13 protein-coding genes are annotated in these 14,468 nt (G+C 72.8%); 2 read left to right on the top strand and 11 right to left on the bottom strand.

Annotation, left to right across the window (positions count from 1 at the left end; all coding sequences use genetic code 11):
• Positions 1-48: 48 nt before the first annotated feature.
• The 11 genes from ABZY45_RS10145 to ABZY45_RS10095 all read right to left on the bottom strand — a co-directional run bounded on the left by ABZY45_RS10145 (position 49) and on the right by ABZY45_RS10095 (position 13,257).
• Positions 49-876 carry a spherulation-specific family 4 protein gene (locus tag ABZY45_RS10145; protein ID WP_356738038.1) on the bottom strand — a complete coding sequence of 276 codons (828 nt, stop codon included), beginning with the start codon at positions 874-876 and terminating at the stop codon, positions 49-51.
• On the bottom strand, positions 864-1,829 hold the full coding sequence (locus ABZY45_RS10140) for an NAD-dependent epimerase/dehydratase family protein (protein ID WP_356738036.1): 966 nt from the start codon (positions 1,827-1,829) through the stop codon (positions 864-866). The genes ABZY45_RS10145 and ABZY45_RS10140 overlap by 13 nt, the downstream gene beginning before the upstream one ends.
• A gap of 133 nt (positions 1,830-1,962) precedes the next feature.
• A complete protein-coding gene (locus ABZY45_RS10135; RefSeq protein WP_356738034.1) occupies positions 1,963-3,174 on the bottom strand; it encodes a hypothetical protein in 1,212 nt (403 codons plus the stop codon).
• A gap of 34 nt (positions 3,175-3,208) precedes the next feature.
• Entirely contained in the window at positions 3,209-4,987 is a 1,779-nt protein-coding gene (locus ABZY45_RS10130; protein WP_356738032.1) for a DUF3492 domain-containing protein, read from the bottom strand.
• Between the two features lie 189 nt (positions 4,988-5,176).
• The gene (locus tag ABZY45_RS10125) at positions 5,177-6,820 is read right to left on the bottom strand and encodes an ABC transporter ATP-binding protein (protein WP_356738030.1); all 1,644 of its coding nucleotides are present in this window, start codon (positions 6,818-6,820) and stop codon (positions 5,177-5,179) included.
• The gene (locus ABZY45_RS10120) at positions 6,817-7,806 is read right to left on the bottom strand and encodes an ABC transporter permease (RefSeq protein WP_356738028.1); all 990 of its coding nucleotides are present in this window, start codon (positions 7,804-7,806) and stop codon (positions 6,817-6,819) included. The genes ABZY45_RS10125 and ABZY45_RS10120 overlap by 4 nt, the downstream gene beginning before the upstream one ends.
• On the bottom strand, positions 7,803-8,810 hold the full coding sequence (locus tag ABZY45_RS10115) for an ABC transporter permease (protein WP_356738026.1): 1,008 nt from the start codon (positions 8,808-8,810) through the stop codon (positions 7,803-7,805). Before ABZY45_RS10115 ends, ABZY45_RS10120 begins: the two co-directional genes overlap by 4 nt.
• Before the next feature lie 2 nt (positions 8,811-8,812).
• Positions 8,813-10,543 (bottom strand): ABC transporter substrate-binding protein, encoded by a 1,731-nt coding sequence (locus ABZY45_RS10110; RefSeq protein WP_356738024.1) that lies wholly within the window; start codon positions 10,541-10,543, stop codon positions 8,813-8,815.
• Between the two features lie 211 nt (positions 10,544-10,754).
• Positions 10,755-10,850, bottom strand: coding sequence for an Ms4533A family Cys-rich leader peptide (locus ABZY45_RS10105; protein WP_356738022.1), 96 nt, complete (start codon positions 10,848-10,850; stop codon positions 10,755-10,757).
• A gap of 89 nt (positions 10,851-10,939) precedes the next feature.
• On the bottom strand, positions 10,940-12,283 hold the full coding sequence (locus ABZY45_RS10100; protein WP_356738020.1) for a DUF3152 domain-containing protein: 1,344 nt from the start codon (positions 12,281-12,283) through the stop codon (positions 10,940-10,942).
• A gap of 8 nt (positions 12,284-12,291) precedes the next feature.
• On the bottom strand, positions 12,292-13,257 hold the full coding sequence (locus ABZY45_RS10095) for an alpha/beta hydrolase (RefSeq protein WP_356738018.1): 966 nt from the start codon (positions 13,255-13,257) through the stop codon (positions 12,292-12,294).
• Positions 13,258-13,367: 110 nt separating this feature from the next.
• Between ABZY45_RS10095 and ABZY45_RS10090 the strand changes: the two genes are divergently transcribed.
• Positions 13,368-13,583: a hypothetical protein gene (locus tag ABZY45_RS10090; RefSeq protein WP_356738016.1), complete on the top strand. Its 216-nt coding sequence runs from the start codon at positions 13,368-13,370 to the stop codon at positions 13,581-13,583.
• Positions 13,584-13,754: 171 nt separating this feature from the next.
• Positions 13,755-14,396 carry a TetR/AcrR family transcriptional regulator gene (locus tag ABZY45_RS10085; RefSeq protein WP_356738014.1) on the top strand — a complete coding sequence of 214 codons (642 nt, stop codon included), beginning with the start codon at positions 13,755-13,757 and terminating at the stop codon, positions 14,394-14,396.
• Positions 14,397-14,468 lie beyond the last annotated feature (72 nt).

The raw sequence follows: 14,468 nt of genomic DNA, 5'->3' as shown, positions 1-14,468 counted from the left end.
ACTTCATCTACGTACGGTTGTTCTCCCGTAACACTGCCACGCCGCTCCTCATTCCGAGATACCGGGTCCGATCCGCGAGACGAATTCGTCCCAGTAGCTGGGCAGTGCCGCGAATGGGTCGCTTTGTCCCCTCGTGCCGTCCCGGTCCGTGAAGAAGATCGTCCCCGCTCCCTGCCAGCGCGCGATACGCATGGCCTCCTCCAGATGGGTACGCGGGACGCCGTGGACGAAGTGGGCGAAACGGCCAGGCTCGTAGGCGGCGGTCCATTCGGCCACCTGCGACCAGCGGTAGTCGGTCCACGGCCCGCGGAAGGTGACCAGCTGGTCGGCCGCCTCGGCGTACCCGGGGTGCGGGTGGCCGTCGTGACCGAGGACCAGGTGCCCGCCCTCCTCGTCGCCGCTGTCGCTGTCCGCCAGGAGCGCGGTGAGCGTGCTCGTCAGCCGGCGGACGGCCGGGAGGCGGTCACGCTCGGCCGGGCAGTGGTGCAGGTAGAACCCGCCGACGCGGTACCAGTCGAGGTAGGACTGGGCGTCGGAGATCAGCTCCCCGAAGGGCCGGCTGCCGAAGGCCAGGTCGATGTGGCCGAGCAGCCTGCCCCCCGAGGCCCGGACGGTGTCGTCCGGGGCCTCCCCGTGCATCGCGCGTTCGCGGGCGTTGTGGAGGCGTCCGGCGGCCTCCAGGCAGTGCGGGTCGGGGCGGGCGCCCGGCCCGTTGTCGATGTTGAGGACCGCCCAGTGCAGGGGGGTGCCCGGCCGGTTGAGCCCGTCCCATTCCTCGGGGGCGAGGAGCGGATGGGCGTAACCGGGTACGCCGACACCGAGCTGTTCCGCGGCGCCTGCCCGCAGGACGGAGCCGGTGCTGCTCAGATACGGCATGCCGCCTCCATCCAGATGTCGGCGAGGGATTCCTCCAGATTGATCCGGGGGCGCCAGCCGAGCCGGTCCCTGGCGGTGCGGACGTCGGCCTGCTGCCAGGCTCCGCAGCCGTCGGGGTAGGGGGACGGGGTCGCCGCGAGGTGTTCCACGACGGATTCCGCCGACGCCCGGGGGGCGCCGATGGGGATCCGGGCGGGCGGCGCGTCCAGTTCGTGGAGCGCGCCCGCGTATCCGGCGACCCTGGCGAGAACGGCCGCCGCGTCGCGCAGCCGCACGGCCCGGCCCGTGCCGATGTTGACGACGCCCTGGGCCGCGGAGAGCGACGCGGCGTGCACGGCACGTGCCACATCGCGTACGTCGACGAAGTCACGCTGCACCCCGAGGCCGCTGAGCTTCAGCTCCGGGTCTCCGGACTGCATCGCCCGGCGCATCGTCTCGGCGAGCCTGCCGAGCGGGGAGCCCGCCGGGGTCCCCGGGCCGACCGGCGAGAAGACCCGCAGGACGACCGCGTCCAGACCGGAGCCGAGGACGAGTTCGGTGGCGGCGAGCTTGCTGACGCCGTACGGACCTCCCGGGCGGGGCACGGCGTCCTCGGCGGTGGACGAGCCGGGCTGCGAGGGCCCGTACTCGGAGGAGCAGCCGACCTGGACGAGCCGCGCGCTGCACCCGCTCCGGCGCATGGCCTCACAGACCGTCGCGACGGCGACGGTGTTGTGGCGGGTCAGGTCGCGGGCGCCGCCGCGGGTGGCACCGGCGCAGTTGACGACGACCCCGGGATGGACGGCGTCCAGGAAGCGGGTGAGCGCTCCGGGGCTGCCGCCCGCGAGGTCGAACCGCACGTCGGCGTCGTCGCCGCGGCCCAGCGCAGTGAGGTGCACGGCGGGGTCGGCGAGCAGGCGGTCGGCGACGAAACGGCCGAGGAATCCGTTGGCTCCGAGCAGCAGAACCCTCATCGCGCACCCCCTCGGTGCCGACGGCGTGCTGCCGGTGCGGGGGCTTGGGCGGTCATGTCCGGTGTCTCCTTGAGGAAGGGGTGAGCGGGGGGAAGCCCGCGGCGTCGGCTCCGCGGGACGTGCGGGGGCCCGGCTACGCCGGGGCGTGGGCGGATGCCCGGGTGAGGGTGACCGATGCGTGGACCAGCAGCGCCAGCGCCGCGACGCCGCAGCCGAGGGCGGGTACGCCACCGGGGCCGGCAGCCGCCACGACGATGTCGACCGGTCCGGCGACGAGGTCGAGACCGGGCAGCCGTCCGGCGAGTACCAGGAAGGGGGCCGCGACCTCGACGGCGCAGGCGGCGGCCAGTCCGGTGGCGGCGGGTTCCGGGAACCCGTGCACGGCCAGCAGGCGGGCCACGAAGAGCAGTCCGCCGAGGGCGACGGGGGCCGCGGTCACCACGGGGGCGCCCGCCGCGCCCGGGTGTCCGAGGCCGGCCAGGAACAGCAGTGCGGTCGTCGCGCACAGGAAGAGCGCGACGACACCGAGGAGCAGCGGGCGAACGCCGGCGCCGAATTCGGCCAGTGCGTGGGACCCGGCGAGGCGGTGCCGGGCGTGGGTGGCGAACAGATGGGCGCACCAGGCCGCGGGGGCCAGGGCGAGCGCGAGCCCGAGGAGGGGCGCCGGTGTCGCGGACCAGTCGCCGTCGGGGCCGCCGCTGATGACCTGGGCCAGCAGGTCGTCGCCGTACACCGTGTAGCCGAGGAGCCAGCAGACGTAGAGCGTGACGCCGCCGGTGCCGTTCGGGGCGTGCAGCGGTCCGGCGCGCAGGCAGAGCCGGAGGCAGACGAGGACGAGCAGGGCTCCCGCGGCGGTCACCGCGCATCGGGCCTCCCCGCCCAGGACGCCCTCGGTGGCCCGGAGCGCCCCGGAGGTCGCGAGGCAGGCGGCGCCGGGCAGCAGCGCGGACAGCGCCCAGCCGGCCCGCGGTTCGATGTCCGGCTCCGGCCGCGCCGCCGGGCGCCGGGCGCCGGCCGCTCTGCCCGCGCCGGGGACCCGGGCATAGAGCTCCTCCGCCAGCGAGAACACGTCGCGGTGCCGGTAGCGCGCGGCGGCGCGGTCGGTGAGCCCGTGCGCCTCCAGGCCTGCGGCGATCTCCAGGGGGTCGACGGCCCGCTCGCAGAGATCGCGGTGCCGGTGCATGAGCACCTTCACCGGGTCCGCGGTCCCGCGCCGGGCGGCCGTCCGCCGGGTGGGCTGGTGGGCGATCTCGGGCGCCCGGACGGCGGACCGGACAGCCCCCTCGTCCCCCGGACGAGGCTTGGACGCGGCGTCCGGGGCCGGGGCTTCGGCCGGTCCGTCCATGGGGGCACCTCCGTGGTCGTGGTGGCTCGTGTCGTCACGCATCGCCGTCCCCCGCTCCGCGTGCGCCCGCGCACACGCCTTCGGCGCCGACGGCCCAGCTCGGCACCCGGGAGGCGCCGGACCCGACCGGCTCGCGGGCCGGTTCGCCCAGCACATGGGCCTCCGGGGGTGTGGCGAAGGGGCGCGGCGCTCCGATCGGGTCCTGGGCGTCCGGCGGTGCCGTCCACCGGGCGGGGGCCTGGCTCACGAGGTCGAGGTAGATGCCGCGGAATGCTTCGAGGTTCTGCTCGACGGTGAAGAGTTCCAGCGCCCTGGCGCGTGCCGCCGCGCCCAGGCGCGCCCGGCGCTCCGGGTCGCGCAGCAGCGTGAGGCAGGCGTCGGCGAGCGCCCGCGGATTGCGCGGGGGCACCACCAGTCCCGTGCCGCCGACGACCTCGACCACGGCGCCCACGTCCGTCGAGACGGTGGCCCGCCCGCAGAACATCGCCTCCACCAGGCTGATGGGGAAGCCCTCGACGACGCTGGACAGGACGACGACGCCGCCCGCCGCGTAGGCCTCCGCGAGGTCGGGCACCTCGGGGCCGCCGATCTCCTCGAAGGTGACCGGGTTGTCGCCGATCGCGTGTGCGTCCGGGGCCTCGTCGGGGAAGAGCTGGGCGGCGAGGGCTCTGCACCGGGCGAGGTAGGTCTCGCCCTCCGTGCCCTGGGCGGGCGCGCCGAAGATCCGCAGCCGGGCGCCGGGCTCACCCCTGTGCACCTCGGCGAAGGCGTGCAGCAGGCCGACGAGGTCCTTGGCGGGCTCGACCCGGCCGATCCACACCAGGGTGCCGGGGCCGCCGCCGTCGTCGCCCTCACCCACCGCGGCGAAGCGCTCGGCCTCCATGCCCGGGTAGACCGTACGCAGCTTGCCGCTGTCGGCCCCGAACCGCTCCTGCCAGCGGCGTACGTGCGTGTTGCCGGGGGTGACGAGCGCGGCCTGCCGGTACACCTCGGAGGCGAGCAGTCCGTGGAAGTTGGCCAGCAGGGCGCGCACCGGGGCGCCGAGCGGGGTCTCGGGCGCCGCGAGGTAGTGGGCGCGCAGCGGCACGCCGTGCTCCGTCACCAGCAGGGGCACACCGAAGAAGCGTTTGGCCAGGAGTCCCGGCAGAGCCGCGGCCCCGCCGGAGGCCGCATGGCAGAGGTCGACCGCGCCGAGGCCGTCCTCGTCGTACCAGTCGAGGGAGAGGGGACGCAGCGCCCGCTCCAGCCCAGCGGCAAAGGCGAGGTGGTCGGGGACGGTGGCACTGTGGACGGTCCGCCCGGTGCCGGGGGCGCGGCAGGCCGACTCCACGATGCGTACGGTCGCCTCGGAGCGCAGGGCGGTGTGCAGACCCCCGCGCTCCTGGGCCAGTTCGGCGAGGCCGTAGATGCCGTCCGTGAAGAGGTCCGCCGCCGTCTCCGGTTCGCCGGATTCGGGCCCGGCCCCCGGGCCGGCGCAGACCGCCTCGACGAGCGCCGTCACGTGCGCCGTGAAGCGCCGCCGGTCCCGGCGCCCGTACGCGCGCCCCAGTCCTGTGGCGATCCGGCCCTGGGGCCTCCGGGGACGGCCGGGGTGCCGGTCGTCCGGCTGGTGGGTCCACAGGGGTGCGGTCCGCACCCGGCCGACCCGGTCGGGGAGCTTCACCCAGCCGCGTTGCTCCTGGTCGGCGGAGCGGCTGAGCGCGAAGAGGTCGAACTCGTGCTGGGGCAGACCGCGCACCAGACGGTCGCACCAGAGTCTGGACTCACCGGTCGCATACGGATAACCACCGTCCGTGAGGAGTCCGATCCGCACGAGCACACCCCCGATCTCCCTTGTGGGCGGCCGCCGTTGATCGGCGACTCGCAGCGGGACGACCGTAAGCGGATTCGCAGGTGGTGCGACGGACGGTTGTCCGTCGCACCACCGAAAGGGGTGAACCGTCGTAACTTTCCCGCGTCGATCGCGTTCTGTTGCGACAATGGGGCGTTCAGTGACTCACGGTCAGGCTGCGGCCAGTTCCCTGCGGGTCGCACGGCGCGCCGCGGCGAGCACGGGATCGAGTGCGGGAACGGCCGCCAGGAGCTGCCGGGTGTACGGGTCCCGAGGCGATCCGTACACCTCGTCGACCGGCCCCTGTTCGACGATCCGGCCCTGCCGCATCACCGCCACCCGGTCGCTGACCTGGCGTACGACGGCCAGGTCGTGGGCGATGAAGACGAGGCCGATGCCCAGCTCGTGCTGGAGCTCGGCGAGGAGCGCGATGACCTGGGCCTGGGTCGTGACGTCGAGCGCGGAGACCGGCTCGTCGCACACGATCAGCTTCGGCTCGGCGGCGAGCGCACGCGCGATGCCGATCCGCTGCCGCTGACCGCCGCTGAACTCGTGCGGATAGCCCCCGTAGCGCCCGGCGTCGAGGCCGACACGCTCCAGCAGTTCGCCCACGCGGTCCCGGATCCGCCCCTCGTCGGTCTCCCCCGCCGCCCGGAGCGGGTCGGCCACGGACTCCCCGACCGAGCGGCGCGGGTTGAGCGAGGCGACCGGGTCCTGGAACACCATCTGGAGCTCGCGCCGGAAGGGTCTGAGGTCGTTCTCCGGCAGCGAGGCGATGTCCCTGCCCCGGTAACGGAGGCCGCCCGCCGTCGGGTCCAGCAGACGCACGAGCATGCGTCCGAGGGTCGTCTTGCCGCTGCCGCTCTCGCCCACGATCCCGAGGGTCTCGCCGGCGTGGAGGGTGAGCGAGACCTCGTCCACGGCGGTGACGCGCCCGGCACCCCGGCCGAACTCACGCCGCAGGCCGACGGCTTCGAGCAGCGGCACGCCCTCCTCCCCGGTGACCCGGGGCCCCGGAACCCGGGCCGCCCGCTTCGCGTCCACCCGGGGCACCGACGCCAGGAGCTCACGGGTGTACGGCTCCCGCGGAGCACCCAGCACCTCGGCGACCGGGCCGCGTTCCACCGCCCGTCCGTGCCGCATCACCAGGATGTCGTCCACGCTCTCGGCGGCGACGCCCACGTCGTGGGTGACCAGCAGCAGGCCCGTGCCGGTCTCGCGGCGCAGCTCGTGCAGCAGGTCCAGGATCTGGGCCTGCACGGTGACGTCGAGAGCCGTGGTCGGCTCGTCCGCCACGATCAGCCGGGGTTCGCAGGCCAGGGCCATCGCGATGAGCACCCGCTGCCGCATCCCGCCGGAGAACTCGTGCGGCCGGAAGCGGGCCCGCCGGGGCGCGTCCGGGATGCCGACCCGGTCCAGGACCTCGACGGCGCGGGCCCGTGCCGCCCTCCGGGAGACGCGGTTGTGCACCCGGTACACCTCGGCGATCTGGTCGCCGACCGTGTAGTACGGATCGAGCGAGGAGAGCGGGTCCTGGAAGATCATCGCGGCCTCGGCGCCCCGCAGGGCCCTCAGTCCGGCCTCGTCCGCCGCACCCACATCCGTGCCGGCGACGTGGACGGTCCCGGTGACCCGGGCGCCCGTGCCCCGGTGCAGCCCGAGCAGCGCCGAGGCGGACGCGCTCTTGCCGGAGCCGGACTCCCCTACGACGCCGAGGGCGGATCCCGCCTCCAGGGTGAAGGAGAGTCCGTCCACGGCACGGACGTCCCCGAAGTCGATGGTGAGGTCCTCGACCCGCACCAGCGGTGATGTCATGACAGGACCACCCGTCGGTCGGCCAGCGCGTACAGGACGTCCGCGACGGCATTGGCGAGCACCACGAAGAAGCCGGCCACCAGCACCATGCCGACGACCACGGGGAGGTCGACGACCTTGACGGCGTGGACCAGTTCGCGCCCGATGCCCGGGATCCCGAAGAGGGACTCGGTCAGTACGGCACCGCCGAACATGCTGCCGAAGTCGAGCGCGCTGAGCGCGATCACGGGCGCGAGCGCTCCTCTCAGCGCGTGCCGCCCGATGATCGCGCGTTCGCCGACCCCGTACGCGCGAAAGGTGCGCACATGGTCCTCGGCGAGCGTCTCCAGCATGGAACTCCTGGTCAGGCGGGCGTACTTGGCGGACTCGATGAGAGCCAGGGAGACCCACGGCAGCAGGAGCCCCCAGGCCCATTGCTCGGGGTTCTCGGAGAAGGGCACATAGGCGGGCGAGGGCAGCCACTGCAGCGTGGAGCAGAAGACGATGATGAGCAGCAGCCCGATGACGAAGACCGGCGTGGCCGTGCCGGCCAGCGTCAGCCAGGTCAGCACCCGCTCGGTGATCCGGCCCCGCCGCCAGGCGGACAGCACCCCGGTGCCGACGCCGAGCAGGATCCACCCGGCGAACGCGCCGATCACGAGCGAGCCGGTGGCCGGCAGCTTGGCCAGGATCAGCCGCATGACCTGCTGGTCGCTCTGGTACGAGACCCCGAGGCAGGGCGCGGAGCAGTGCTCCACGCCCGTGCCGGTGGAGAAGTCCCGTCCCGCGACGATGCCCTGGAGGAAGTGCCAGTACTGCGTGTACACGGGGTCGTCGAGCCGGAGTTGCTCAGTGACCTGGGCGACCTGGGCCGGGGAGCAGCGCGGTCCGCAGGCGATCTGGGCGACGTCACCCGGTGCCACGTAGAAGACCGCGTACAGGATGACGGTCAGGGAGAGCAGCACGAAGACGGCGCCTCCGAGCCGCCGCAGCAGGAACCCGGTCACGTCGTCGGCTCCTTCGCACGTTCCTCGCGCCGCCCGCGCCCGGTGCCGACCCGCAGCCGGGAGGCGGCCCGCGGGTCGAGCGCCGTCCGGATGCCCTCACCGAGCACCGTCAGGGCGAGCACGGTGACGAACAGCAGCCCGGCGGGCAGCAGGAGATAGGTCGGGGCCGACTGGTACCAGGTGTCGGCCTCGGTGAGCATCTGGCCCCATGAGGGTGTGGGCGGCTTGATGCCGACGCCGAGGAAGGACAGGGCCGCCTCGACGGTGATGTTGACGGGGAAGAGCAGCGCGGCGTACGTGATGACGGGCGCGGCGAGCGAGGGCAGGAGTTCCCGCCGGGCGACGCTCCACCGTCCGCGTCCGGCGAGCCGGGCCGCCGAGACGAAGTCGAGGGACTTCAGGGCGAGCGCCTGGGCCCGCACGATCTTCGACGTGCCCGCCCAGTTGATGCCACCGATGACGAGGGCGATCAGCACGGGGCGGGGGAAGGAGGACGGCACGATCGCCAGCAGCCCCAGCGCGATGACCATGAGCGGCAGGGCGACGTTGATGTCGGTGATCCGGCTGAGGACCTGGTCGGCCTTGCGGCTGCCGAGAGCGGCGGCCAGTCCCACGGTCACCCCGATGGTGACCTGGAGGACGGTGGCCACGACGGCCACGCCGAGCGAGACCCTGGCCCCGTACACGACGCGGGCGAAGAGGTCGCGGCCGGTCTGCGGCTCCACGCCGAACCAGTGGTCCGCGCCGATGCCGCCGAAGGAGCCGATGGGGACCCCGCCGGCCGCCGAGTCGACGAGGTCGGGGTGGTAGGTGTCGGGGTCCTGGCCCGCGAGCGCGGCGAGCAGCGGCGCGGCGATCGCGGCCAGGAAGAGCAGGAGGACCACGGCCGCCGCGGCGGTGGCCGCGCGCTGTGCGCGCAGCCGCCGCCAGAACTGCCGGGCCCCCGAGGCGGGAGCGGCGACCGGGGCCGCTCCCGCCTCCTGGACCAGAAGTGCTTCGGACATGGTTACTTGACCGCGACCTGGGAGATGTCGAGCACGCCGGTCCAGTCGCTGATGACGACGTTCTTGACGTCCTGGCCGAACAGCCTCTTGTAGACCGGGTGGAAGAGCGGCACCGTCAGGGCCTGCTCGCCGATCTTCTTGTCGAGGGCGCCCCAGCGCGTGGCGGCGGCGTCCAGGTCGGTGAGCTTGTTGATCTCGTCGATCTCCTTGTTGACCGAGGCGTCGTTCAGGAAGCCCGTGTTGAAGTTGGCGCCGTCCTTCACGATCTGCCGGCCGTCGAAGATCGGCGCGAGGAACGGGCCGCCCGAGGGCCAGTCCGCGCCCCAGTGCGCGAGGAAGAAGCCCGGCTCCTTGGACGCGCTGTGGATGGTGTCCGAGTAGTCGTTGCCCTCCAGGCCTTCGAGCTCGACGGTGATGCCGGCCTTCTTGAGCGCGGCCTGGATCGCCGTGGCGATCTCCGGACTGGTCTCGAAGTCCTTGTCGTTGGAGTGCGTGAGGGTGACCTCGATGCCCTTGGCGTGGCCGGCCTCCTTCAACAGCTCCTTCGCCTTCGCCGCGTTGCCCGTCTCCCCTGCGGGGAAGTGGTCGTACGGCGTGTAGCCGAAGGACTTCTGGTTCGGCAGGTAGGTGGTGGCGGGCTCGGCGAGCGAGGAACCGCCGGCCGCGTTGATCACGGAGGAGCGGTCGACGGCGTAGGCGATGGCCTGACGCACCTTCGGGTCGTCGAACGGCTTCACCTTGGGGTTGAAGGCGATGTAGTTCGTGTAGCCGAAGTGGCCGGTGCCCACGCGTGCGGCGAGTTCCTTGTCACCGGTGACCTTGGCGAGCTCGGCGGGGCCGAGGTTGGTGTCGGTGGTGACGGCGGCGGCGTCGGCGCCCTGCGAGGCGGAGAGCCGCTGGTTGATGACGGCGGAATCCAGGCCGGAGCGTACGTCGATCTTGTCCGGGTAGGCCTTGCGCTCCTCGTCGGTGGCGGCCGACCAGTGCGGGTTGCGCTCCAGGACGAGCCGCTCGCCGTCGTTCTCGTTCGAGACGACCTTGTACGGCCCGGAGGAGACGGGGTGCTCCTCGTACTTGGTGCCGGTGTCCTTGGCCTGCGGCACCGGGGTCGTCTGGGTCTGCGTCGCGAGGTACGGGAACTCGCCCTCGGGCTTGTTCAGGTGGAAGACGATGGTCTTGTCGTCCGGGACCTCGATGGAGTCGAGGCCCTTCTTGTCCTTGTACGGCCCCTGGTAGTCGGCTCCGCCGATCAGCCAGTCCCGCAGGTAGGGCGCGCCGCCCGAGAGCTCAGCGGCGAAGGACCTCTCGATGCCGTACTTGATGTCCGCGCTGGTGATCGCGGTGCCGTCCTCGTACTTCAGCCCGTCCTTGAGGGTGTACGTCCAGACGGTGGCGTTCTTGCTGGGCGTGCCCAGGTCGGTGGCCAGGTCCGGGACGACCTGTGCGCCCGCCTCGCCGTTCTCGCGGTTGCGTGTGGTGAGCGTACGGAAGACGAGGGACGGGACGTTGCCGCCGCCGGAGGTGTAGAGCCGGGCGGGGTCGAAGTCCTGCTGGGGGTTGCTGTTGAGGACCGTGAGGGTGCCGCCCTTGGCGGGCTTGCCCGAGGCACCGTCGCCACCGCCGCTCCCCCCGTTGTCCTGCGGCCCCGCGCAGGCCGCGAGTCCGGCGACCAGGGCGAGACCTACTGCGGCGGCGGTTGCCACGCGGCGCGATATGACGGACGGCTGACTCATCGGAAGATGACCTCTCGGTGTGCTGCTGCGACGGGGAAACGGGAGAGATGCCCGTCCGGGGCGCAGCGAGGTCCCAGCCCCTCCGAGGGGGTGGGAGACCTGGAGACACACATGCCGCGCCTGCGGACGGTGAACGCCCGGGCGCGGCAGTCAGGTTGGACCGGGGAGCCGGGAAAGGCTCCACCGATGCCGACGCGCGCTCGAGCAGGCGTCAGCGACAGAGAATGTCGGCTACGCAGTGCCCGGCCACGCCGAAGAGCGCCAGCTCGATGGCGGCGCGCTCGGTGGATGCGGACGTGCGTGACATGCGGAGAAATATGGAGGACCGCTTCCGCTATGTCAACGCGGAATGAGACGGGCGTCTCACGATCCGGGACGGAGGTTCCGCCTCGCCGGTCAACTGCCCGGATACACCCACGGGTTGGGCCGGCATTTGACGCCGTCCAGCTCCAGGGTCTTGGTCTGCTGCTGCATCACGGGCGCCAGGGCTCCCGGCGTGCGGCAGCTGACGTGGTTGTGGCCCAGCCGGTGGCCGACCTCGTGATTGATGAGCATCTGCCGGTAGATCAGGAGCTTGTCCGGACCGAAGGTGGCGGCACCCTGCGCCCAGCGATAGGCGTTGATCATCACGCGGTCGGTGGCCGCGGAGTCGCAGGAGACGTTGTCCTCGGTGGTGTCCAGACCCGATTTCGCGCACCAGACCGCGGTGGTGCCCGGGCTCGCGAGAGTGATCACGAAATCGGCCTTGCCGGACGAGATCCGTTCGAAGGTCATGGCACCGTCGTGCGCCCAACTGCGTTCGTCGTTCAGCGTCTTCTGCACGGCTTCGGCGAACAGCCCGGCGTCGAGACCGAGCCCCTTCTCGACGTCGATCCGGTACCGGTGCAGCTGCCCCTTGCCCGGCGCGTCGGCGTGCCCCGCCACCGCCTCGAAGTCCCCGGACCCCTTCAGGCCCGCGGCCATCGGATAGACGGCGGCCATCTTCTGCGCGTACGACAGGGGCTTGACCTCCTGCTGCTTCACCTCGGGGGTGGCGCGGTCCACGGAACGGGAGGAGTCGTCCGAGTCCTGCCGGTCGACACCCGTGGTCCGCGGCGCGTCGGGGGTGCTCCCGGAGTCCTGCGCCACCTGCCCGGCCACCACGACCGCGAGGACCGTGGTCACCGCGGCGGCGGCGATCCCGGTGAAGGTGCGCCCCTTGCTCCCCTTCGGCTCCCGGCCGTCCGGGGCGCCGAGGTCCTCGCCGGGGCCTTCCGGGCCCGCCGGCCCGGCGGGCGGCGCCGAGGTCTCGAAGGTCTCGGCCGCGCGCGCGGCCGACGGGGGCGGGACGGGACGCGAAGGCGCCGTGTCGAACGCCTCCAGGAACTCCTTGCGGGGGCCGGGTATCAGCGGAGCGCTGCCCGTCTGCGGCCCGGCGGTACGCCGCTCCGCCGCCATCCGCTGCGCCGCCTGCTGCCGCGCCATGGCCTGCCGGGCCCGGTATGCCTCCGGACCGCCCTGCTCCGCCGGATCGCGGTCGCGGTCGTACGCGGGAAGCGGGCCGGTCCCCCATCCGCCGCCGGACTCACGCTGTTCGGGGTGCCCGCCGCGCACCTGGGGGGCGTCGTGGAACGGGACCGCGGGTGGCGGGGCGGCGCTCCGTCCCCGTCGGCCGGTACCCCGCCCGGTGGCCGGCGCGGCTGCGCCGGCCCCGGTGTCGCGCCCTGTGACCTCGGGGCCCTTTCGGCTGTGTCGTCCCACGCCCCGGATCAGCTCCCGCCGCGTTCGTCGAGCAGTTCCCGGAACGCCTGGGCGACCGCCTCCGGGTACTCCATCATCGCCACGTGCCCGGCGTCGGGCAGTGCCAGCAGACGCGAGTCGCGGAAGGCCGCGGACGCCCTGCGTGCCATCCGGTACGAGACGAGCTGGTCCCGTCCGCCGTACACGAGCAGGGTCGGTGCGAGCACCCGCTCGGCCTGGCGCCACAGTCCGTGCTGTCCGCCCAGCGTGTAGGCATCGACGATGCCCCGGGCCGAGCGTGTCATGGCGTCCCAGAAGTACGGCAGCCCCAGCCTGCGCTCCATCTCGGCCACCGCGTGGCGGAAGGCTTCGTCGGAGATGCGTGCCGGATCGCCGTAACAGAGTGCCATGACTCCGCGCGTGCGCTGCTCGGCGGTCCAGTCACGGGTGAGCCTGACGAACAGGGAAGCGACGCCCGGGAGTGCGAGCAGCGCCGTCGGCACGGCGGGCCGCTGGACCCTGATCTCGGGCAGAGCAGGGGAGATGAGGGTCAGGGTGCGCACCAGATCGGGCCGCACGGCCGCGACCCTGGTGGCAACGGCGCCCCCCAAAGAGTTACCGAAAAGGTGAACGGGCCCGCGCTGCTCCTCGTCCAGGAGCCGGATCACCGCCCGGGCGTGTCCGGTGACGGAGTAGTTGCCGTCGTCCGGCGGCGGGGAGTCCCCGAAGCCGGGCAGGTCGACCGCCTCACAGTCGAGCGTGTCCGCCAGCAGGGGCATCAGGGCCGACCAGTTCTGGGAGGAGCCGCCCAGCCCGTGCACGAAGAGCGCGGGAGCGGCGTCCGCCGTCCTTGCCGGGCGCGAGCGGACGTTCAGGGTGAGGCCCACCGGAGTGACGGTGCGCAGCTTCTCCCCCTCCGCCACCCGGACGGCACTGACCGTGGGAGCCACCGCGGCGGCGACGGCTGGGATACCGGGCAGCTCGGTCGAAGACATGCGGCAATGTTACGAGACGATCACGCGGTGGTTCATGTGTTCGCGGTCACAGGCCGCATAGCGTCCCTGGAGGGTTGCTCCTAGGCTGCAAGGGAAGGAAGGGAGCCACCATGACGGTCGACCCGAGCGACCCCGACACCTTCGAGGACACCGAGCCGGAGGAGCGCGCCCCCGAGGCGCCCGAAGCGGACGCCGTCGAGCAGCGGTCCCCCGTGAGGCCCGAGCACGACGAGCCCCTCACCCGCATCGACCCGGGAGCGGCGAACGAGGCCGACGCCGCCGAACAGGCCCGCATCGTCGCGGAAGATGAGGACGATTACCGGTAGATCGCACCGCTTTGCGGTGCTGACCGGCACATCTGTGGCTACCGCAGCCGTCCGGTCCGTGAAATTCTGCGTCCGCGCCGCGCGCACCCGGGTTACCGAAAAGTACGATGGCATCCACGGCGCAGCGTGCACGGTACGACTGTGTTCGATCACGAGTTCTTGGGAGGCGGCGTGACAGCCATCGAGCAGACAGAGGCGGCGCGCCCACGGGGCACCCGGCTGCCCCGCCGTGCCCGACGCAATCAGCTGCTGGGCGCCGCGCAGGAGGTCTTCGTGGCGCAGGGCTACCACGCCGCGGCGATGGACGACATCGCCGAGCGGGCGGGCGTCAGCAAGCCGGTGCTGTACCAGCACTTCCCCGGAAAGCTCGAGCTCTACCTCGCCCTGCTGGACCAGCACTGCGAGGCGCTGCTGCAGGCGGTGCGCACGGCGCTCGCCTCCACGACGGACAACAAGCTGCGCGTGGAGGCGACGATGGACGCCTACTTCGCGTACGTGCAGGACGAGGGCGGTGCCTTCCGGCTGGTCTTCGAGTCCGACCTGACCAACGAGCCGGCGGTCCGCGAGAGGGTCGACCGGGTCTCGCTCCAGTGCGCTGAGGCCATCTCCGACGTCATCGCCGGTGACACGGGACTCTCCAAGGACGAATCGATGCTGCTGGCGGTCGGCCTCGGCGGGGTCTCCCAGGTCGTGGCGCGCTACTGGCTCTCCAGCCGTTCGGGGATTCCGCGGGACACCGCCGTCCAGCTCCTCACCTCCCTCGCCTGGCGAGGCATCGCCGGATTCCCGCTGCACGGCGCCGATCAGCACTGAGGCACGGCCTCGGCCGGGGCGGTGTTCGCTGCGGGCGTTGCCGGTCGGCCCCTGTCCGGTCCCTTCACCGGG

The sequence above is a fragment of the Streptomyces sp. NPDC006516 genome, from assembly GCF_040611875.1.
Classification (GTDB): domain Bacteria; phylum Actinomycetota; class Actinomycetes; order Streptomycetales; family Streptomycetaceae; genus Streptomyces.
The sequence above is the reverse complement of the archived record's forward strand: the minus strand, read 5'-3'. Positions and strand labels throughout refer to the sequence as shown.